Source organism: Paraburkholderia phenazinium, from assembly GCF_900100735.1.
Classification (GTDB): Bacteria; Pseudomonadota; Gammaproteobacteria; order Burkholderiales; family Burkholderiaceae; genus Paraburkholderia; species Paraburkholderia phenazinia.
In genome coordinates, this window is sequence record NZ_FNCJ01000033.1 from 26840 (window position 1) to 48077 (window position 21238).

General features: G+C 63.2%; 19 protein-coding genes. 15 read left to right on the forward strand and 4 right to left on the reverse strand.

Going from position 1 to position 21238, the window contains the following annotated elements; all coding sequences use genetic code 11:
• Nucleotides 1–94 precede the first annotated feature (94 nt).
• Nucleotides 95–2383 (forward strand): NADP-dependent malic enzyme, encoded by a 2289-nt coding sequence (locus tag BLQ92_RS37440; RefSeq protein WP_090695729.1) that lies wholly within the window; start codon nucleotides 95–97, stop codon nucleotides 2381–2383.
• 83 nt (nucleotides 2384–2466) lie between these two features.
• Here the strand turns inward: BLQ92_RS37440 and BLQ92_RS37445 are convergent, their stop codons facing one another.
• Entirely contained in the window at nucleotides 2467–2712 is a 246-nt protein-coding gene (locus BLQ92_RS37445) for a hypothetical protein (protein WP_090695732.1), read from the reverse strand.
• A 319-nt stretch (nucleotides 2713–3031) separates the two neighbouring features.
• Between BLQ92_RS37445 and BLQ92_RS37450 the strand changes: the two genes are divergently transcribed.
• The 6 genes from BLQ92_RS37450 to BLQ92_RS37475 all read left to right on the forward strand — a co-directional run bounded on the left by BLQ92_RS37450 (nucleotide 3032) and on the right by BLQ92_RS37475 (nucleotide 8800).
• A complete protein-coding gene (locus tag BLQ92_RS37450; protein WP_090695734.1) occupies nucleotides 3032–4117 on the forward strand; it encodes a type IV toxin-antitoxin system AbiEi family antitoxin in 1086 nt (361 codons plus the stop codon).
• Complete coding sequence (locus tag BLQ92_RS37455) at nucleotides 4086–4976, forward strand: nucleotidyl transferase AbiEii/AbiGii toxin family protein (RefSeq protein WP_090695736.1); 891 nt, start codon at nucleotides 4086–4088, stop codon at nucleotides 4974–4976. Before BLQ92_RS37450 ends, BLQ92_RS37455 begins: the two co-directional genes overlap by 32 nt.
• Before the next feature lie 93 nt (nucleotides 4977–5069).
• A complete protein-coding gene (locus BLQ92_RS37460) occupies nucleotides 5070–5921 on the forward strand; it encodes an AraC family transcriptional regulator (RefSeq protein ID WP_090695738.1) in 852 nt (283 codons plus the stop codon).
• A gap of 162 nt (nucleotides 5922–6083) precedes the next feature.
• Nucleotides 6084–7202 carry a BMP family ABC transporter substrate-binding protein gene (locus BLQ92_RS37465; RefSeq protein ID WP_090695740.1) on the forward strand — a complete coding sequence of 373 codons (1119 nt, stop codon included), beginning with the start codon at nucleotides 6084–6086 and terminating at the stop codon, nucleotides 7200–7202.
• Nucleotides 7199–7765 (forward strand): nucleoside deaminase, encoded by a 567-nt coding sequence (locus BLQ92_RS37470; protein WP_090695742.1) that lies wholly within the window; start codon nucleotides 7199–7201, stop codon nucleotides 7763–7765. The genes BLQ92_RS37465 and BLQ92_RS37470 overlap by 4 nt, the downstream gene beginning before the upstream one ends.
• Nucleotides 7766–8041: 276 nt before the next feature.
• Nucleotides 8042–8800, forward strand: coding sequence for a FadR/GntR family transcriptional regulator (locus BLQ92_RS37475; RefSeq protein ID WP_090695745.1), 759 nt, complete (start codon nucleotides 8042–8044; stop codon nucleotides 8798–8800).
• A 15-nt stretch (nucleotides 8801–8815) separates the two neighbouring features.
• On the opposite strand, the gene BLQ92_RS37480 is transcribed toward BLQ92_RS37475, so the two are convergent.
• Nucleotides 8816–10399 carry an aldehyde dehydrogenase (NADP(+)) gene (locus tag BLQ92_RS37480; RefSeq protein ID WP_090695747.1) on the reverse strand — a complete coding sequence of 528 codons (1584 nt, stop codon included), beginning with the start codon at nucleotides 10397–10399 and terminating at the stop codon, nucleotides 8816–8818.
• Nucleotides 10400–10639: 240 nt separating this feature from the next.
• On the opposite strand from BLQ92_RS37480, the gene BLQ92_RS37485 reads away from it, so the two are divergent.
• From BLQ92_RS37485 to kdgD, 3 genes are all read left to right on the forward strand, one after another.
• Nucleotides 10640–11971, forward strand: a complete 1332-nt coding sequence (locus tag BLQ92_RS37485; RefSeq protein WP_090695749.1) for an MFS transporter — start codon at nucleotides 10640–10642, stop codon at nucleotides 11969–11971.
• Between the two features lie 96 nt (nucleotides 11972–12067).
• Nucleotides 12068–13417, forward strand: coding sequence for a glucarate dehydratase (gene gudD / locus BLQ92_RS37490; RefSeq protein ID WP_090695751.1), 1350 nt, complete (start codon nucleotides 12068–12070; stop codon nucleotides 13415–13417).
• A gap of 88 nt (nucleotides 13418–13505) precedes the next feature.
• The gene (gene kdgD, locus BLQ92_RS37495; protein WP_090695753.1) at nucleotides 13506–14423 is read left to right on the forward strand and encodes a 5-dehydro-4-deoxyglucarate dehydratase; all 918 of its coding nucleotides are present in this window, start codon (nucleotides 13506–13508) and stop codon (nucleotides 14421–14423) included.
• 72 nt (nucleotides 14424–14495) lie between these two features.
• On the opposite strand, the gene BLQ92_RS37500 is transcribed toward kdgD, so the two are convergent.
• The gene (locus BLQ92_RS37500) at nucleotides 14496–14975 is read right to left on the reverse strand and encodes a hypothetical protein (RefSeq protein WP_090695755.1); all 480 of its coding nucleotides are present in this window, start codon (nucleotides 14973–14975) and stop codon (nucleotides 14496–14498) included.
• A gap of 132 nt (nucleotides 14976–15107) precedes the next feature.
• Nucleotides 15108–15776 carry a nitroreductase family protein gene (locus BLQ92_RS37505; RefSeq protein WP_090695757.1) on the reverse strand — a complete coding sequence of 223 codons (669 nt, stop codon included), beginning with the start codon at nucleotides 15774–15776 and terminating at the stop codon, nucleotides 15108–15110.
• Nucleotides 15777–16055: 279 nt separating this feature from the next.
• Between BLQ92_RS37505 and BLQ92_RS37510 the strand changes: the two genes are divergently transcribed.
• The 5 genes from BLQ92_RS37510 (at nucleotide 16056) to BLQ92_RS37530 (ending at nucleotide 21060) form a co-directional block, all read left to right on the forward strand.
• Nucleotides 16056–16289, forward strand: a complete 234-nt coding sequence (locus BLQ92_RS37510) for an MbtH family protein (RefSeq protein WP_090695759.1) — start codon at nucleotides 16056–16058, stop codon at nucleotides 16287–16289.
• Nucleotides 16290–16292: 3 nt separating this feature from the next.
• Nucleotides 16293–17144 carry a thioesterase II family protein gene (locus BLQ92_RS37515; RefSeq protein ID WP_090695761.1) on the forward strand — a complete coding sequence of 284 codons (852 nt, stop codon included), beginning with the start codon at nucleotides 16293–16295 and terminating at the stop codon, nucleotides 17142–17144.
• Nucleotides 17145–17181: 37 nt separating this feature from the next.
• Nucleotides 17182–18156, forward strand: a complete 975-nt coding sequence (locus tag BLQ92_RS37520) for a TauD/TfdA family dioxygenase (protein WP_090695764.1) — start codon at nucleotides 17182–17184, stop codon at nucleotides 18154–18156.
• A 420-nt stretch (nucleotides 18157–18576) separates the two neighbouring features.
• Nucleotides 18577–20223 carry a cyclic peptide export ABC transporter gene (locus BLQ92_RS37525; RefSeq protein ID WP_090695766.1) on the forward strand — a complete coding sequence of 549 codons (1647 nt, stop codon included), beginning with the start codon at nucleotides 18577–18579 and terminating at the stop codon, nucleotides 20221–20223.
• A gap of 18 nt (nucleotides 20224–20241) precedes the next feature.
• Nucleotides 20242–21060 carry an ATP-binding cassette domain-containing protein gene (locus BLQ92_RS37530; RefSeq protein ID WP_090695768.1) on the forward strand — a complete coding sequence of 273 codons (819 nt, stop codon included), beginning with the start codon at nucleotides 20242–20244 and terminating at the stop codon, nucleotides 21058–21060.
• Nucleotides 21061–21238: the final 178 nt, after the last annotated feature.

Consider the following 21238-nt stretch of genomic DNA (forward strand, 5'->3'; position numbering starts at 1 on the left):
ATATTAACTCCAAATATTGTCCTTATGGCTCATGCATAGAATGACCTGTCACCTGATTCGCGCCGACAAGGCGCCCAACCATAGAGCTCAGACCATGAATACGACGGATCGCCAGGCCGCACTCGACTACCACGAATTCCCGGTGCCGGGGAAAACAGCGGTGATCGCCACCAAGCCGCTGGTGACCCAGCGAGATCTGGCGCTGGCGTACACGCCTGGCGTCGCGGCGGCTTGCGAGGAAATCGCCGCTGATCCGATCAACGCGTTTCGCTTTACCGGGCGCGGCAATCTGGTGGGCGTCATCACGAACGGCACCGCGGTGCTGGGACTGGGCAACATCGGCGCGCTGGCCTCCAAGCCAGTGATGGAAGGCAAGGCGGTCCTGTTCAAGAAGTTCGCCGGCATCGACGTGTTCGACATCGAGATCAACGAGACCGATCCGGACAAGCTGGTCGACATCATCGCTGGCCTTGAAGCGACCTTCGGCGGCATCAACCTCGAAGACATCAAGGCGCCGGAGTGTTTCACGGTCGAGCGCAAACTGCGCGAGCGGATGAAGATTCCGGTCTTCCACGACGACCAGCACGGCACGGCGATCACCGTCAGCGCGGCCTTCATCAACGGTCTGAAGGTGGTCGGCAAGAGCATCAAGGAGGTCAAGGTCGTCACCTCGGGAGCGGGCGCCGCGGCGCTGGCGTGCCTCGAGCTGATGGTGGAACTCGGCTTGCCGATCGAGAATATCTGGGCAACGGACATCGAAGGCGTGGTGTACGAAGGCCGCACCACCTTGATGGACCCGCAGAAGGCGCGCTTCGCGAAGAACACCTCGGCGCGCACGCTGGCAGAGGTGATCGAGGATGCCGACGTGTTCCTCGGCTTGTCCGCGGGCGGCGTGCTGAAGCCGGAGATGGTGAAGCGCATGGCGGCGCGCCCGCTGATTCTTGCGCTGGCCAACCCCACGCCGGAAATCTCGCCGGCCGAGGTGCAGGCCGTGCGTGACGACGCCGTGATTGCGACGGGGCGCTCCGACTATCCGAACCAGGTCAACAACGTCCTGTGCTTCCCGTATATTTTCCGCGGCGCACTGGATGTGGGCGCAACCACCATTACGCCCGAAATGGAAAAGGCAGCGGTCTACGCGATTGCCGCGATGGCCGAGGAGGAGCAGAACGAAGTGGTCGCCGCGGCATACGGCGCATATGGCGTCGATTTTGGCCCCGACTACATCATCCCGAAGCCGTTCGACCCACGTCTGATTGTGCGCATCGCGCCGGCCGTGGCCAAGGCCGCGATGGAAAGCGGCGTCGCCACGCGCCCGCTGCAGGACCTGGAGGCCTACACCGAACAACTGCAGCAGTTCGTCTACCGTTCAGGCGCCTTCATGAAGCCGCTGTTCGCAGCGGCACGGCAGATTGTCCGCGAGGGCGGCAAGTCGCGCATTGTGTTTACCGAAGGCGAGGAAGAACGCGTGCTGCGCGCAGTGCAGGTGATCGTCGATGAAAAGCTCGCGCGTCCGATTCTGGTTGGCCGTCCTGAGGTGCTGATGGCGCGGATCGAAAAGTACGGCTTGCGTTTGCGCCTGGGTCAAGACGTCGAAGTGACCAATCCTGAGTATGACGAACGATTCCATCAATACTGGACGACCTATTGGGAGTTGATGTGCCGTGACGGCATCACGAAGGAGATGGCGCGCGTCGAAATGCGCCGCCGCCTGACGCTGATCGGCGCCATGATGGTGAAGCTCGGCGACGCCGATGGCATGGTGTGCGGCACCGTCGGTGCGTATCACGATCACCTGCGCTTTGTGGATCAGGTGATCGGCAAGAAGACGGGCGCACAGACGTATGCGGCCATGAACATCCTGCTGCTCGACGATCGCACCATCGCGCTGGTGGACACCCATGTGAACGACGATCCGACGGCTGAGCAGATTGCCGAATTTACAATTGCCGCGGCGCATAGCATGAAGGGCTTGAACCTCGTACCGAAGGTGGCGTTGTTGTCGCGCTCGAACTTCGGCTCGGGCAGTTCGGCATCCGGCGCGAAGATGCGGCGGGCGCTCGAGCTGGTCACGCAGCAGGCGCCTACGCTGGAAGTAGACGGCGAAATGCACGGCGATTGCGCGCTGGACGAGGCGCTGCGCTCGCGCATCCTGCCGATGTCACGCCTGAAGGGCGCGGCGAACCTGCTGGTGTGCCCGAATGTCGACTCGGGCAACATTGCCTATAACCTGCTGAAGACCGCGGCAGGCAGCAACGTCGCGGTGGGGCCGTTCCTGCTGGGCTCCAATGCGCCGGTGCACATTTTGACGTCCAGCTCCACGGTGCGCCGGATCATCAATATGGCGGCGTTGACGGTGATCGACGCGAACCGGGAAGTTTGATGGAGGGCTGATGGAAGTCTTGGGGGCGTCCGCGCGCAAGCAGCGGCGACGTTCCCGAGGCGAAGGTTTTCCAGGCGGAGCGCTCAGCCTCGCCTGTTCCGGCCGCCTCGCAGGCCTCTGATGTCTCTCACTTTGCGGACGTCCCGCACGCTTCGCACGTTCCGCACGTCCGGCACATCGCCACGTTTCTCCAGCGCATCGCGCAGCACCCGCCGGCCTTGCGGTTGCTGTGCATCGCCCTTCGAGCGCAGTCCGCCGGAACGCGCCAGCATCACGGCAACCCAGCAAGCCGCGCAGATCAATACAAGAATAGTGGCGGAGAAGCTCATTCTTTCTACGTCCTTTCAGTTGTTTGGCAATCGGCATGCGATGCGGGGTGCATGCGGATGGCGGCAGACTGCAGTGTATAGCGGGGCGCGGCGATGGAGGGCGGACAGGTGAAAGATGTGCCGCTGTGCATGGATCCAGAAAGGTTTGATCTTTTTTTTATCTTGTACGTTTTTAGAGAACAAGAAGATAAAAACGTACATAAACGATAGCATTGAATGTAAGTTGCTAATTTTATTGAATGTTTCTATTTCTTGTACGTTTTTTGACTAATGTACGTTTTTTGAGTACTCTTGTGGAATAGCGTACAAGGAGCGCGGTATGCCGCCCCCATCTGACCTCTCGTTTACCGAAAGGCAACTGCTCGACGAAGCGTGCGCGGCCTTCCAGCGCGCCACTCGCCGTTTCAAGGCCAAGCCCGTTCGTGCAAGCGCAGTACAACCGCATGCCGCGCACGGTGTACGCATGGACGGTCTAATCCAGTTCGACGTCAACGGGCAGAAATTCAACATGCCCGTGCTGGTGAAGTCGCGTGTCGAAGCATCAGGCATCGTGGTGGCACAACATCGCATGTTTGTCAGCGAACCGAACGGCATCTCCCGCCGCCTCATGGTAGTCACCCATCATGTTGGTGCCGATCTGGCCGGCTACCTGATAGAGCAGAACGTGCCGTTCCTCGACGCTGCCGGGAACGTCTACCTTAGCGAACCCGAAGGCACGGTGATGGTCACGGGCCGACCAAAGCCTTCGCTTAGCCTCGCGACCCCGAGCGCACGCTCCACCACGCGCAAAGGTCTCGAGGTAATGTTCGCGCTCGCGACGCAGCCCGGGCTCGTCACAAGGCCTTATCGCACCATCGCTGCTGCTGCCGGCGTGTCGCTCAACACCGTCAACCAGACGCTTGACGACCTTATGGCTCGCGGGCTCGTCGCGATGAGACATAACGGCGAGCGAGTCCTGCCCGACTGGAAGCGATTTGTTACTGAGTGGGTGAACCACTATCCCTCAAGGCTACGTTCCAGGCTTGGTGGCCGCCGCTTCGCCAGTACGTCACCGGATTGGTGGCGGAACTTCGACTTTACGGCGTTTGGTCTAAGCCTGGGCGGCGAGGCTGCGGCTGAAGTCATGACGAACCACCTCAAAGCGTCGAGTGTGACGATCTACAGCCAGGCCGCAGTCACGAAAGATTTCATGATCCGCGCGCGGCTTCGCCCAGACGAGCTCGGCGACGTGGAGATCCTGGAAGCATTCTGGCCGCCTTCGCCGACCGAGGCCCGGGAGCCGCATGAGCCGCCGCTCGTACATCCTTTGCTGATATACGCGGACCTTGTTGCGACGGGCGACAGTCGCAACCTTTCTACCGCGGAGCAGATATATGACACCCGCCTCGCCACACTTCAACCTTAAGGTCAGTGAGGATCGACCGCTGCACCCCGTCACCATCGCGTTGCTCGGGCATGTGCGGGACGCCGCGCAGCAGATGGGCGCCGATTTCGTCGTCGCTGGCGCGACCGCCCGCGACATCGTGTTGTGGCATGTCTACGGAATTCGCGCGGAGCGAGCCACCCGCGACGTCGACGTGGCAGTTTGCGCAATCAGTTGGACGGCACACCGGGAACTCATCGCGCGACTTGAGGCGACGGGCTTCTTCAAGGCCGATGCGAAAGCCGAGCAGTCGCTGACCTTCGAGGACACAGCGGTCGGTAAGTCCGCGCCGCTCGATCTCGTTCCCTTTGGTCCGCTTGAAGCCCCAGAGGGGACAATTACGTGGCCGAAGGGCGAGTTTGCGATGAACGTGCTGGGTTTCCAGGAGGCAGTCGCCACGGCATTGCAGATCGAAATCGGCGAAGGTCTCGTCGTCCCTGTCGTCTCATTGCCAGCCCTCGCGTTACTGAAAATTCTGGCCTGGCGAGACCGACGCACGAGCAAAAACACGGATGCATCGGATCTTTTGCTGGTCCTGCGCAACTATCATGAGGCAGGTAATGAAGAGCGCATCTGGGAAAGCGCGACCGATCTGCTCGACGCCTATGGGTTCGACCTGGATCTCGCGGCGGCCGCCCTGCTCGGCCGAGATGCCAGGCAACTGGCACTCCCCACGACGCTCGCAACGGTGCTCCAGCTCCTTGCGGACGAGGGCACCTATGATCTGCTGCGTCGGGACATGTTTGCGCGTGCCGTCGTACAGATTTTTGCCGACGATTCAGACAAGACCCTGGCAGCGTTTCGCGATGCCCTCCTCAGTCCGCCGCAGGGGCAATTGTAGAATCGGTCGCAACCCAGCGCCGCCGCGCAAGAACGATCAAATGCCCCCTTCACCGATGTCATATATTGCCGACACGACGTCTTCAGGAAAACCATGGATCCAATCGGGAAAGCGCTCTGGTTCATCGAAATCGAGTTGTGCAACGAGCTGACGCTCGATCGGATTGCCGCCACCTGTGAGTTGTCACGCTTTGGACTCTCGCGCATGTTCGCCATCGGCACCGGCTGGCCGGTGATGCGCTATGTGCGGGCGCGCCGCCTCACCCGGGCGGCGCGGATGCTCGCCGAAGGCGCGCCGGATATCCTTAGCGTAGCGCTCGACAACGGCTATGGTTCTCACGAGGCGTTCACGCGTGCCTTCCACGATCTGTTTGGCGTCACGCCAGACGAACTGCGAAGCCGCCGCGTGCTAACCGACCTTCCTGTTGTGGAGCCCATACGTATGAAAGAGCTGAAAGAAGTCGATCTTCCTGCACCGCGTTTCGAGACCCGTGGCGCATTTGTGATCGCCGGCCTTAGCGGCCGCTTTACGTTCGAAACCAATGAAGGCATCCCCGCACTGTGGCAATCCTTTTGTCCGCATATCGGGCATGTGCCGGGTCAAGTGGGCGGCATCACCTATGGCCTGTGTTGTAACCCCGGTGAAGACTCCAGTTTCGAATACGTCGCCGGCGTCGAAGTGCGAGCAGGTGCGGACTTGCCCGCTTCGTTTCGATCGATCAAGGTCGATCCGCAGCGTTACGCCGTGTTCGTGCACAAGGGCCACGTCTCAACCCTGCATCAGACCTTCTACAACATCTTCAACCACTGGTTGCCGGCGTCGGACCTGGCGGCCGCGGAAGCGCCCGAGTTCGAACGCTATAGCGAAGACTTCGATCCCATCGCAGGCAAAGGCACGGTGGAAGTCTGGGTGCCTGTGAAAGACAAGGCGAGCACCCACGAATGACGGTGGCAGCGCGGGGATCGCACGCCGAATATTGATTCCGTTATGGTGGGGATAACATCAGCAAATATTTACCGGCTAATTGGCCTTTGAATATGCCCCTGCTGATGTTCCTCTAAACCGGCGCCTGCCTGAGGCTCCGTCCAACCCGCCACGGAAACATTTATGAAAGCAGAGATAACCCGCGCGCTTCGCCATCTATTCCGCATGCCGGCTACCGTCCTCGCGGTGGCCGGTCTCGGTCTCGGCCTCGGGCTCAGCGCCCACGCCGACACGGCTCAGCCGCTCGGCGTCGCCTTCGTCTATCTCGGCAATCCCGGCGATGCAGGTTGGACCTATGCGCACGAGCAGGGCGTCAAGGCCATCGAGGCGCAATTCGGCAACAAGATCAAGGTGACCCGGGTCGAGAACGTCCCTGAATCGGCTGATTCCGAGCGCGTCTTCCGCGACCTGGCGGCGAAGGGCAACAAGATCGTCATCGGTAGCAGCTTCGGCTATCAGGACTTCGAGCTGAAGGTCGCGAAGGACTTCCCCGACAGCGTGTTCGAGCACGCAACGGGCTACAAGAAGGCCGCCAACTTCGGCACCTACGATGTGCGCACGTACCAGAGCGCCTATCTTGCGGGCGTCGTCGGCGGCTATACGTCCAGGACCAATACGCTCGGCTTCGTCGGCTCAGTGCCGGTGCCGGAGGTGGTGCGCAATATCAATGCGTTCACGCTCGGCGCGCGTTCGGTGAATCCGAACGCGAAAGTGAAGGTCATCTGGATCAATAGCTGGTTCGATCCGGGCCGCGAAAAGCAGGCGGCCGAGACCCTCATCGGTGAAGGCGCGGATGTGCTGATTCAGAACACCGACTCCACCGCCACCATGCAGACTGCCGAGCAGAAGAAAGTGCACGCGTTCGGCTGGGATTCGGACATGAAGAAGTTTGGCCCGAACGCGCAACTGGGTGCATGCGTGAGCTATTGGGGTGTCTATTACACGCACCTGATCCAGCAGGTGCAGTCGGGCACGTGGACTAACGCGCCGGTCTGGTGGGGGCTCAAGGAGAAAGCCATCGATCTCGCCGATATCAACACCGACGCCGTCTCCGCGACCGCGCAAAAGGCGCTGGCACAGAAGCGCCAGGACATTATCGACGGCAAGTTCGATCCGTTTGCCGGTCCGCTCAAGGATCAGAGCGGGGCGGTCAAGGTAGCCGCGGGCCAGACATTGAGCGATGCGGACCTGTCTCGTCTGAACTGGTTTGTGCAGGGTGTCGACGGTACGGTGCCGAAGTGAGCCTGACCATCGCGCCCAGGTCCGCTACTGGCGGCGACGCACCCGTCTATCCGCCGCAAGGTCTGGCGCCGACGCAAGAACAGATCGTGCGCCATCTTCGGCATTCGAGCGCGATCGCAGAACGCGCGACCTTGCTCGGGCATCATCCGTTCGGTGCAATCCTGGTCGGCCCCGATCAGGAAACCGTGTTGATGGAGCAGGGCAACGTCGACACGGTCAATCATGCCGAGTCCGTGCTGGCCCGCGTTGCCGCCCTGAACTTCACGCCGCAGTACCTGTGGAGCTGCACGCTGTACACCTCGGTGGAGCCGTGCTGCATGTGCGCGGGCACGGCGTACTGGGCGAACATCGGCCGCGTGGTATTTGGCATGACGGAGCAGCAGTTGCTGCAAGCCACCGGCAACCACGCGGAAAATCCCACCATGAGCGTGTCGTCGCGCTACGTCTTCGATCATTGCCAGAAACCGGTCGACTTGATCGGGCCGGTACCTGAAGTGGAGGACGAAATCATGCGTGTGCAAAAGGCCTTCTGGGCCGCGCGTGCCGAGCGGCCTGAGGCCTGAACACCGAAGGCTATTGCCTGACGCCTCAAGCCTGAGGCGTCAGGCGGATCAAGCTTGCGCAGGAAGCGGCGCGCTCAGCGAACCTTCGAACCTCACCGTTGGTCATCTGACGTCGCCTGCGGAGGCCATTCAAGACGTGGGAGACTTGCCGCCGGTGCGCCGTCCGACAAGGGTTCCGGGTGTCTGTGGCGCGGCTCTGCCCGCGCCCCAAATGCACCGTTTGCGTTGTAGGACAACGTATAATGGACGCGTCAGCCTACAACCAGGAGGTCCTCGATGACCGCTTCCCCCGCTCTCACCACGCCGCCACTGCGCGTGCGCGGTAGTCTTGCTGACCGGGTGGTGAACTACGTCAACGAACAGGTCGCTTCGCACGCGCTGAAGCCGGGCGACAAGCTGCCCACCGAGACCACGTTGATGTCGCTGCTTGGTGTCAGCCGTACGGTGGTGCGCGAGGCCATCTCGCGTCTGCAGGCGAACGCCGTGATCGAAACGCGCCATGGCATTGGCAGTTTCGTGCTCGAGCCGCGCCGCGAACCGCTTGGCCTCGAGATGGTGCCGGCTACTACGCTGGCCGATCTGCTGTCGGTGATGGAGTTGCGCATCAGCCTCGAAACGGAGTGCGCAGGACTCGCCGCGCAGCGCGCCAGCGAGCGCGACATCGTCAACATTCGCGCGGCGCTGGACGCCATCGAGGCGACCAGCCGCGCCGGCGGCGATAGCGCCGCTGCGGACTTGCGTTTCCACGTCGCGGTGGCGGGCGCCACGGGCAACCGCTACTTCGTGGACATTCTCACGCAGATGGGCACGGCGCTGATTCCGCGCCATCGCGTCGACTCGCCGAGCCTCGCCCATAGCGATCCAGTCGCGTATATGGCGCGTGTCAATATCGAACACGAGGGCATTCTCGACGCCATCGTGCGGCGCGATCCCGAAGGCGCACGTGCGGCAATGCGCATGCATCTTTCGAGCAGCCGGGAACGGCTGCGCCGTTTGAGCACCGCAGCGGAAGAGGGTGTGGAGCGCACGGCCTGAAGTGCGCCGCCGCCCTCAACTGCGCACGATCTGCCCATCCCGTCGGCGCCACAAATCGAGCGGATTGGCATCGGCCAACGCCTGCGGCAACAGATCCGCCGGGAAGTCCTGATAGCAAACCGGACGCAGGAAGCGTTCGATCGACGTCGACCCTACCGAGGTCACGCGGCTGTCCGCCGTTGCGGGGAACGGTCCGCCATGCACCATCGCGTGACACACCTCCACACCAGTTGGGAAGCCGTTGACCAGCAGACGCCCCGCCTTGCGTTCGAGAACCGGCACGAGCTTTCTCGCTGCGCCTGTATCGTCGCGGTCCATCTGGATCGTGGCGGTGAGCTGACCGGCAAAATGCTCGGCGACGGCCAGAAGTTCGACCTCGTCCTTGCAGCGGATTACGGTCGATGCCGGGCCGAACACCTCATCCTCGAGTTCGGGTTTCGCGAGGAAGGTCGCCGCATCGGTGATGAACAGCGCCGCGCGGGCTTGGGTTGGGCCGCTCGCCGCCAATCCAAGCGCTACTGCTTCGACGCCTTGGGTACCGGCCAGGCGCGCCTCGCCCTCCTGATACGCCGCATGAATGCCTGAGGTCAGCATGGTTTGCGCCGGCTTGCCGCTGAGCGCAGCGGCGGCGGCTTTGATGAAGACCTGCAGGTCCGGTCCGTCTACCGCAATGGCGAGGCCTGGGTTGGTACAGAACTGTCCCGCGCCCAGCACGAGCGAATCGACGAAGCCGCGCGCGATGCTTTCGCCCCGTGCCGTAAGCGCGGCTGCCAGCAGAAACACCGGGTTGATGCTGCTCATTTCCGCGTAGACGGGAATCGGCTCGGGGCGATTCGCGGCGACCTTCATTAACGAGGTCCCGCCCGCGCGTGACCCCGTGAACCCGACCGCCTTGATCGCAGGATGCGCGACGAGCGCTTCGCCGACCGTATTGCCGGCCCCGACGATCAGCGAGAACACGCCCTCAGGCAGATTCATTTGCGCGGCGACCTGCTGGATGACGCGACCGACCATCTCCGAGGTGCCCAAGTGGGCCCGATGGGCCTTCACCACCACGGGGCAGCCGGCCGCCAGCGCGGCCGCGGTGTCGCCGCCGGCAACCGAAAAAGCCAGCGGGAAATTGCTGGCGCCAAATACAGCGACCGGCCCGATGGCGATCTTCTGCATACGCAGATCGGCGCGCGGCAAGGGCTTGCGCTCGGGAAGCGGCGAGTCGAGCGTCGCGGCTAGCCATTGACCGGACCTGACGACCTCGGCGAACAGCTTCAGTTGACCGGTTGTACGACCACGTTCGCCTTCGAGACGCGCTTTCGGCAAACCCGACTCGGCGTGGGCCCGCTCGATCAGCGCGTCGCCGAGCGCGGTGATGCCGTCGGCAATCCGCTCGAGAAATGCCGCCCGCACGTCGAGAGGCAGGCTGCGATACGGGTCGAACGCTGCTGCTGCCAGCTCACAGGCCTGGTTGACGTGCGTGACGGAGCCGCTGCCGAACACCGGTGTGGCGATGTTCTCGCCGGTCGCGGGATTGAACGCGCGCAACGGTTGTTCGCTGCCGTGAACGGCCTGGCGGCCTATCAGCATGTCGCCGGTGATCTGCATGACGTCTCCTATAAGGACGGTTTTGATATCTGTCATCGTACAACATATCGTATTGGCCGTGCAATGTGCCCTCACGGACGTAGGAAGCTGATGCTCTGCCAAGCCTTTACACCGTATGAAGCGTTCGTAAAGCCCTTCTTCATCAATAATTCATGCAGGAAATTCAGGGTAAACACTTGGTTGGAAACATAAGGCCAAAAAAGTAGACTGTCGTCAGACAACGTATCTCGAGAGGCCACTGTGACATCTGCTTCCCCCTCGGCGCTCGACCCGCTCGAGTCCGCGGTCTCGAAGGTGAAGCGGCACGTGCTGCCGCTCTTCCTGATCATGTTCATTGCGAACTACATCGACCGCGTGAACATCGGTTTCGTCAATTCGCATATGCAGTCGGACCTGGGGATCGGCGCGGCCGCCTATGGTCTGGGCAGCGGCCTGTTCTTCGTCGGGTATGCGTTGTTCGAAGTGCCGTCGAATGTCCTGATGCAAAAGTACGGTGCACGCGCATGGCTCACGCGCATCATGGGGACGTGGGGGTTGGTGGCGGCGGCGATGGCGTTCGTCTGGAACGACACCTCGTTCTACGTGCTGCGCTTTCTGCTCGGCGTGGCCGAGGCAGGCTTCTTTCCTGGCGTGGTGTTTTACTTCACGCAATGGCTGCCGCAGAAGGAGCGCGGCAAGGCGGTGGCGGTGTTTCTTTCCGGCTCGGCGTTTGCGTCGGTGCTGTCCGGTCCGATCACCGGCAGCCTGCTGTCCGTGCGCGGACTCGGCCTGCAAGGCTGGCAATGGATGTTCCTGATCGAAGGCGGCTTTTCGATCGTGTTGTGCGGCGTGAGCTGGGTGCTGCTGAAATCGCGCATTCGTGACGCCGCCTGGCTCACCGCCGAAGAGCAGCGGGTTCTGCATGCGTCTATCGCGAGAGAGCAAGCGGAGCGCGAGGCAAACGGCGGCGCGCACCTGCCGGCCATGAAGTTGCTCAAAGACCCGCAAATCCTGCTGTTCTGCTTTCTGTACTTCGCGATTCAATTGACCATTTACGCGGCCACCTTCTGGTTGCCGACCATCATTCGCAAGATGGGCGGACTCTCGGATTTCCAGGTCGGCATGTTCAACACCATCCCGTGGCTGATCGCGATGGTCGCCATGTACTGCTTTGCCGTGTTGTCCGCCAAGTGGCGTTTCCAGCAGGCATGGCTGGCCGGCGCGCTGGTGATTGCAGCATGCGGCCTGTTCGCTTCGACCTCTGGTAATCCGGTGTTCTCGTTTGTCGCGATCTGTTTTTCGGCGATCGGCTTCAAGGCTGCGTCGTCGCTGTTCTGGCCCATCCCGCAGGGGTATCTGGATGCGCGGGTGGCCGCTGCCGTGATTGCGCTGATCAACTCGGTCGGCAACCTCGGCGGATTCTTTGCGCCCGCGACGTTTGGCTATCTGCAGCAGCATACCGGCTCGATTAGCGGCGGCCTGTATGGCCTCGGCGTGGCATCGCTGATCGCCGCCGCGGCCGCGTTCCTGACCCGCAATCGCCGCGTGCCGCGCGACGGCCTGGGGCAGCCGCTGCATCGCGGAGCACACTGACAGGCTAACCAGGCGCCCGAATCTAAGCACCCCAATCGCCATGCAACGAACTCTGCCAGCTGGCGCTACCACTTGAACTTGAAGGGTCCTAACTTAATGTCTACGCAACCAATTCAGTCGAACGCCACGCCGATCGTCACCGAGCTGCGCGTCGTGCCGGTCGCCGGCCGTGACAGCATGCTGCTGAATCTGAGCGGCGCGCACGCACCTTTCTTCACCCGCAACATCGTGATCTTGCGCGACAGCGCCGGTCACACGGGCGTCGGTGAAGTGCCTGGCGGCGAAAACATCCGCAAGACCATCGACGACGCGCGGCCGCTCGTCGTCGGTCAATCGATCGGCAATCTCCAGGCAGTCCTGAATCGGGCCCGCACGCAGTTCGCGGACCGCGACGCAGGCGGTCGCGGCCTGCAGACCTTCGACCTGCGCACCACGATTCACGCCGTGACTGCGCTCGAAGCGGCGCTGCTCGATCTGCTAGGACAGCACCTGGGCGTACCGGTTGCCGCCTTGCTTGGCGAAGGTCAGCAGCGCGACGAAGTCGAGATGCTCGGTTACCTGTTCTATATCGGCGACCGCAACAAGACCGACTTGCCGTATGCGAGCGGAGCCGACGGCCGCGACGCCTGGGAGCGCTTGCGCACCGAAGAGGCGATGACACCGGAAGCGGTGGTGCGCCTCGCCGAGGCCGCGCAGGTGCGCTACGGCTTCAACGACTTCAAGCTCAAGGGCGGCGTGCTGTCCGGCGACGCCGAGATCGAAGCCGTGACGGCTTTGGCGGAGCGCTTTCCGCATGCCCGGGTCACGCTCGACCCGAACGGCGCGTGGTCGCTGGCGGAGGCCGTGCGTCTGTGCCGCGACCAGCACGACGTGCTGGCCTATGCGGAAGACCCGTGCGGCGCGGAGAACGGCTACTCGGGCCGCGAGGTGATGGCTGAGTTCCGCCGTGCGACCGGCCTGCCGACGGCGACCAATATGATCGCCACGGATTGGCGTCAGATGGGCCACGCGATTCAACTGCAGTCGGTGGATATCCCGCTTGCCGATCCGCACTTCTGGACCATGCAAGGGTCAGTGCGAGTCGCGCAGATGTGCAACGACTGGGGCCTGACGTGGGGTTCGCATTCGAACAATCACTTCGATATCTCGCTTGCGATGTTCACGCATGTCGCCGCGGCGGCGCCCGGCAAGATCACCGCCATCGACACGCACTGGATCTGGCAGGACGGCCAGCATTTGACGCGCAATCCGCTGCAGATCGTCGGCGGCAAGGTGAAGGTGCCGCAAGCGTCGGGCCTTGGCATCGAGCTCGATATGGACGCGCTGGAAAAGGCACACGCGCTGTATCAGCAGCACGGTCTGGGCGCGCGCGACGACGGCATCGCCATGCAGTATCTGATTCCGAACTGGAAGTTCGACAACAAGCGTCCGTGTCTCGTGCGCTGATTCGAACCTCCAGACCCGGCAACCGACAACGGCCTCGCGCGGCCGTTCACCCGTTCACCATTTACCTAAACTCGAACCTGAGCCGATTATGACGACCCCTCAAGAACTCAAAGCGATTGTTTCCGAAGGCCTGCTGTCCTTCCCCGTGACCGACTTCGACGCTAACGGCGACTTCCGCGCCGACACCTATGCGGCACGCCTCGAATGGCTCGCACCGTATGGCGCGACCGCGCTGTTTGCGGCGGGCGGCACCGGCGAATTCTTCTCGCTGACCAGGAGCGACTACACGAATGTGATTCGCACTGCCACGGAAACCTGTAAAGGCAAGGTGCCGATCCTGGCCGGCGCCGGCGGCCCGACGCGCGTGGCGATCGAATACGCACAGGAAGCCGAGCGTCTCGGCGCGAAGGGAGTGCTGCTGATGCCGCATTACCTGACCGAAGCGTCGCAGGAAGGCATCGCCGGGCACGTCGAGCAGGTGTGCAAGTCGGTGAAGAACATGGGCGTGATCGTCTACAACCGCGCCAATTCGAAGCTCAACGCGGACATGCTCGAACGTCTGGCGGATAGCTGTCCGAACCTGATCGGCTTCAAGGACGGTGTGGGTGAGATCGAAGCGATGGTGACGATTCGCCGCCGTCTGGGCGACCGTTTCTCGTACCTCGGCGGTTTGCCAACGGCGGAAGTTTACGCGGCTGCGTACAAGGCACTGGGCGTGCCGGTGTACTCGTCGGCAGTGTTTAACTTCATTCCCAAGACGGCGATGGAGTTTTACCGCGCGATTGCCGCCGACGATCACGCCACGGTAGGCAAGCTGCTCGACGAGTTCTTCCTGCCGTATCTGGCGATTCGCAATCGCCGCCAGGGCTACGCGGTGAGCATCGTCAAGGCCGGCGCGAAACTGGTGGGCCACGATGCGGGTCCGGTGCGCGCTCCGCTCACCGACCTCAATGCCGACGAAATGGCGCAACTGGACGTGCTGATCAAGAAGCTCGGCGCGCAGTAAGCGTTGCGAGCGTGCGGTGGGCGCCTTTCATGCAGGAGGCGCCCTCAATGCACGTAGCTCAGTGCACGTAGCTCAGTGCACGTAGGTCACGCGCCGCTCGCGCACCCGGATCTCGAGTCCCGCATCGAGCAGCCAGAACGCGAACCAGCGGGCCACTTTCAGCACGACGCCCGACGCTGGCCGCGGCAGCCAGTCGTCGAGCAAGGCGATGGCCTCGTCGCTGCGCATGCGCTGCAGCAGCGCGAGGGTTTGCAGCAGGGCGGCCTCATCCTTGGCGAGATCGCTCGCGCAGCGGCAGCGCGTATCGAGCGGCCGGCACGACTCGTCGGTCAGCGAATGCATCAGCAAGTCGAAACAGAGAAGGCAGTCGTTGCCAAGACCTGCGTCCGACAACACGGCGCCCCAGCTTTCGTGCTTGCGCACCGAGTCGCAGCGCGGCCGCATCCAGGTCCGAAGCGCCGTCAGGACCGTTTGCTCGGCAACGTCGGGATGTTGCGCGAGGGATTCGTCGAGCAGCGTGTATGGCTGCGCGGATGAAATCAGGAAATGCATGGGACCTCCGACCTGAACTGGAAGAGATGCTGCGCGCCCCGCGAGGCATGCTGTAGGGCGCGTTGGTGCGCAGTGCTGGCAGCGGGTGTCGCGCGGCGTGCGGCCGGTCGAGTCGGCACGCCGCGCATGCGCTCAATTGGCCGGCGTCAGCTTTGGCGCTGGACCGGTCCACTCGCGCACGAACGCGGTGTGCTCTGGACGCGCGACGGGGCGTTGATTCGGTTGCGGCGTGCCGACGAACAGGAAGCCGAGCAACCGTTCGGATGCTTCGAAACCGAGCGCTGCGTGCATCGCGGGATCGTAGCTGTCCACGCCGGTCGCCCAGAACCCGCCATAACCGAGCACGTGGATGGCGTTCAGCATGTTCATCGCCGCCGCGCCGACCGCCAGCAACTGTTCGATTTCGGGCACCGTCGACTCGGCATCGATCGCCGCGCTGAGCGCGATGATCACCGGTGCGGCCTGGGCTTTCCTGGCGCGATGCGCATGCGCGGAGCGCGGGTCGCCGGGCGAGCGGGCGCAGGCAAGGTCGACGAGCACCTCGCCCAAGGCTTCGCGCGCCGCACCGCGCACGATCATGAAGCGCCACGGTTGCAGACGGCCATGATCCGGCGCACGCAACGCAGCGTCGAAGATCGTGGCGAGTTGCTGGTCGTCGGGACCAGGATTCATCAGCGGCCAGTGCGATTGACGCGACAGCAGCGCTTGCAGCGCAATCTCGGCGCGCTCGTGTGGATCCACGGCGGCCGTGTGTTCGAGCGGCTCGCGTTCGAGCGGTTCAAGAGCGAGAGGCGAGTTCATAGGCGGCGGCATCGAAGTGTTGGGATGGCGCTTATGATGAGACAGTTTACGCTTAAATGCAAATGATTCTCATTTGCGAAATATATCGGATGATTGGCCGGTCAGCCCTGCCACCGGCCCGTTTGCTCGCCTGAGCGAGTCCTGGCAAGGCTTCGAACAAGTCCCTGCGCTCGCCAAAATTGCTTGACAAAGGGTAGCGCGATCTCTAATTTAAGCGCCTAAACGTAAATGATTCTCATTTGCGAAGTAACTACTCAACAATCGATAGCGGAGCGTTCAATGAGCTGGGGCGATGAAGACACGAACTTCCATGTGGTGGTCAACGACGAAGAGCAGTACTCGATCTGGCCGGACTACAAAGCGATTCCCGCGGGGTGGCGCGAAGCCGGCAAGTCGGGCAAGCGGGCGGACTGCCTCGCGTGGATCGACGAGGTCTGGACCGACATGCGTCCGCTGAGCTTGCGCAAGGCGATGGCCGAGGACGCGGCGCAACACGCGGGCTCGGCGACCTGACCGATGAGCGGATCCGTACCCGTGCCGGCGGTGTTGCCGCCGCTGCGCCTGGTGTGTCTCTCGCATGCGGGTGGTAGCGCGTTGCTGTACCGCCGCTGGGCGCAGCGTTTGCCGCGTGGCGTGCAAGTCCTTACGCTCGAATTGCCGGGGCACGGTGCGCGCCGCGCGCTGTCCGCGCATACCGAGTGGCCGGCGCTGCTCGACACGTTGCTCGTCGAGCTCGACGGCAGGCTCGATGCCGAGGTGCCGTTCGCGGTGTTCGGCCACAGCATGGGCGCGCTGGTCGGCTTCGAACTGATGCACGCGCTGCGTGCGCGTGATGGTCTCGAGCCGGTCTGGTTCGGCGCCTCGGCATCGGTAGCGCCGGCGCATCGCAAGCACGAGACTCACTGGCTCGACTGCACCCACGAAGCGATGGTCGACAAGCTGCGCGAACTCGGCGGTACCCCCGCTGCGTTGCTCGAAGACCGCGACTTCATCGACTTTGTGTTGCCGGTGCTGCGGGCCGACTTCCATCTCTGCGGCTCTTATCCGTCTGCGTTTGGGCGTCATGCCACGGCGCGGCGCGACGCGGCCACCGGCCTCACTGCGCCCACTGCGCCCACTGCGCAGCGTGGCATTGGGCGCGAGCCGCTCGCGTGCCCGATCGCGGTCTTCACCGGCCGTGACGATCACGCAACGGCACGCGACGAAGACGTAGCAGCCTGGCGCGACGAAACCCGTGGCGCCTGCACGCTGCACCGCTTCGAGGGCGGGCATTTCTATCTCGACGGCGCGCCCGACCCGGTGATGGCGTGCGTCGCGACATCTCTTGCGGATGCGCTCGCGCAGCCGGTCGAGCGCGACCCCGTCTAGGCGCCCCCGTCTAGGCGACCCCGTCTAAAGGCTAAGCATGGATACATTGACGAGCAGTATCGGCGCGGCACTGAGCGAACAGGTGTTCGAGCGCAACGGCACCCGCGTGCTGGTGCTGAGCCCGAACGAGGCGGCAAGCGTGGAGACGTGTCTCGCGCAAGTTCAGGCCCGGGTTGCCCAGGCCAAGCCGAACTACGGCGGCGTGCTGCTGCGAGGATTCGATGCGCTGGGCGCGGCGGGGTTCGACCGTCTCGTCAATCGCTTCGGGCAACCGTTGCTTACTTACGAATTCGGTTCGACGCCGCGCAGCAAGATCGAGAAAGGCGTCTATTCGTCGACCGAGTATCCGGCCGATCAATGGATCGATCAGCATAACGAGCAGTCCTACACGCTCAACTGGCCCGCTGTGATCTGGTTCTACTGCGACATCGCGGCGGAGCAGGGCGGTGCGACTCCGGTTGCCGATAGCCGCCTGGTCTATGAACGGCTCGATCGTGCCTTGCGCCGCCACTTCGCCGACAAGCAGGTGATGTATGTGCGCAACTACGGCAACGGCCTCGACCTGCCGTGGGAGCAGGTCTTCGGCACGGACGAGCGCGACAAGGTCGAGCAGTATTGCCGCGCCAACCGGATCGACTACGAATGGCTCGACGACGGCGAGGCGTTGCGCACGCGTCAGGTCTGCCAATCGGAACTGCGTCATCCGGTGACAGGCGAGACCGTCTGGTTCAACCAGGCGCACCTGTTTCACGTCTCGAACCTGCCGCCCGCGATACGCGAAGCGCTGCTGGAAGTCGTCGATGACGACCGCCTGCCGCGCAACACCTTCTTCGGCGACGGCACGCCGATCGATGCCGCGATGCTCGACGAGATCCGCGCGGTGTACCGCGACACGATGCTGTCGTTCGCCTGGCAAGCCGCCGATACGCTAATCCTCGACAACCTGCTGATGTCGCACGGCCGCGCGCCGTTTGCCGGCAAGCGTCGCGTGCTGGTAGCGATGACCGCCTGAAGATGCAGTCAACGTCCGTGATTCGACCCGCCCACACCGGGTCGGCCCCCGCTGCGCGCCGCCGCCTCTTGCTAGCCGGACTCGGCGCGTTCGGGAACTTGGGTGCGCCTGGTGCGCTGAGCGGAGCGGCTGCTGCTGATCGGTGTGGGGATTAGCGCACTGTTCCAGGCGGTCATCGCGCTGCGGCTTGATTAAGAGACAGAGTCCTTGACAGGCATCGTAGTGAACGATAAATTGTAATGCAAATGATTCGCATTTGCATAAATGCTTCGCGCACGCCATAACCGTCACCTCGGTCCCAGCATTTTCTCGACGACGCCAACGCGCCGGTCAACCACCGCTGTTCGTTCCTGAAACGCCGCGGGCATCGGGCGCGCAAGCGCAATCCTCTTGCATCGACGCCGTAACGAAAGGAGATTCATGTCCGTACTTTTGCAACTGGTGAGCAAGTCCCGCTGGATGCTTGCCGCCGCCCTCGTTGCAAGCGTGCTCGGCGGCCTCGGCAACGCCGCGCTGCTCGCCCTCATCAACCAGGCGCTCGTCGCGTCTCCGGCGGGGCTGGCACGGCTCGGCTGGCAGTTCCTCGCCGTCGGCCTCGCCGTGCTGTCGATGCGCGCCATCGCGCAGTCGCTTTTCATGTGGCTCGGGCAGAAGGCAAAGGCGACGCTGCGCATGCGCACGATCCGCCGCATCGGCGACGCGTCGTATCCGCATCTGGAAAAGCAGGGCGCGGCGAAATCGCTGGCGGTACTCACCCAGGATCTCGACACGATCGTCGTGTTCTTCATCAGCCTGCCGTCGCTCGCGATGCAAAGCGCGGTGATCGTCGGCTGCCTCGCGTATCTCGGCTATATGTCGTGGCCGATTCTGCTCGTCGGCATCGTCACCATCGTGCTCGGCATGGCGGGATTCCGTTACGCTCATGGGCGCGCGCTGTTCCATTTGCGCGCTTCCCGCAAGCGCGAGGACGATCTGGTCAAACACTTCCGCGCGCTCTTTGACGGTGCGAAGGAGCTGAAGCTGCATCGTGCCCGCAAGCATGCGTTCGTCGAGGACACGCTCGCCACCAACGTCGAAGCCGTACGTGTGCAGCGCACGCGCGGCTACATGCTGTACGCCGCGGCGACGAGCTGGGGCAACTTCATCCTGTTCGCCTTCATCGGCCTCACGCTGTTCGTGTTCGCGCGCTACATCAAGGTCGATCCGCACGTGATGTCGGGCTATGCGATCGTGTTCGTCTACATGATCATGCCGATCGAAGCCGTGCTATCCGCCATCCCGGGCATCAGTTCGGCGCGTGTCGCGCTCGAGCGGATCGAACAGGTCAACGCGGAACTGCCGCTCGAAACCATGCTCGAGCCGCCCGTCGCGGCATCGTTCGACACCATTGCACTCGACGGCGCCACGCACAGCTATTTCCGTGAGAAGGAAAACGAGGTATTTACGCTCGGGCCGGTTGACCTCACGTTCCGGCGCGGTGAACTCGTTTACCTGATCGGCGGCAACGGTAGCGGCAAGACCACGCTGGCGAAAATGCTGGTCGGCCTTTACGTGCCCGAGAGCGGCCGTGTCCTGTTGAACGGCGAACCTGTCGACGAAGCGCGGCGCGACGCTTACCGGCAGCATTTCTCGGTGGTGTTCAGCGACTTCTTCCTGTTCGACAACCTGCTCGGCATGCGCGGCGACGGACTCGACGCGCTCGCGCAGCAGTTGCTCGTCGACCTGCAGCTCGATCACAAGGTCACCGTGAAGGATGGCGCATTTTCCACGCTGAACCTGTCGCAGGGGCAGCGCAAGCGGCTCGCGCTCGTCGTCGCGTATCTGGAGGACCGGCCGTTCTACGTGTTCGACGAATGGGCGGCGGACCAGGACCCGCTGTTCAAGGAAGTGTTCTACCGGCGCCTGCTGCCCGAGCTGAAGGCGAAGGGCAAGACTGTGCTCGTCATCACGCATGACGACCGCTATTTCCATCTTGCCGACCGCTTCATCAAGCTCGATTTCGGCCAGATCGTCGAGGACGCGCCGGGCGCCACGCATGCGGCGAGCCTCACGTCCGCCTACTCCTGATCAGGACTTCCACCTCACATGAATGCGAAGCCGTCCGACTTTTACGCTCCCGTGCCGTACGGCGAACCGATGTACGAACTCGACGGTGTGTCGTTCAGCATCGGCGAGCGCGTGCTGTTGCATCCGCTTTCGCTCAGGCTGCCGAAGGGGCGCGTGTGCGGCTTGATCGGCCACAACGGTTCGGGTAAATCGACGCTGCTCAAACTGCTCGCGCGTCAACAGTTGCCGAGCGCCGGCACGCTGCGTTTCGCGGGCCGTCCGTTGGGCGACTGGCACAACCGCGAGTTCGCGCGCCAGGTCGCCTATCTGCCGCAGCAGCAGCCCGCCGCCAGCGGCATGACCGTGCGCGAGCTGGTCTCGCTCGGCCGCTATCCGTGGCACGGCGCGCTGGGGCGCTTTACGGGCGTCGACAGCGAAAAGGTTCAGCAGGCGATGCAGCTAACGGATATCGCGCGTTTCGCGGACCGCGCGGTGGACAGTCTGTCGGGCGGCGAGCGGCAACGCGTGTGGATCGCGATGCTCGTCGCACAGGACAGTCAGTGCCTGCTGCTCGACGAGCCAATATCCGCGCTCGATATCGCGCATCAGATCGAAGTGCTCGATCTCGTGCGCGACCTGAGCCAGCAGCGCGGTCTGGGTGTGGTGGTCGTGCTGCACGACGTCAACATGGCCGCGCGCTTCTGCGACGACCTCGTCGCGCTGAAGGGCGGCCGCCTGCTCGCAAGCGGCGCCGCGCCGGAGCTGATCGAAGAAGAGATGCTGGGCGCGATCTACGGCGTGCCGATGGGCACCGTCGCGCATCCACGCGGCGGCACGCCGATCAGCTTCGCGTATTGAGCGTCACGCGCCGTCCGGCGCTGGGCACCCACAGGATGCCCAGCCGGCGACAAGGCGCGCTCGACGACACATAACGGCGTTCCCAAGAGACGCCTTGCTCTCCCCGCAATGACGAAATTCACACCGCCGGCGCAGCGTATGCGACGGCGACGTGTCGCCATGCGTCGCGCCTAAGCGG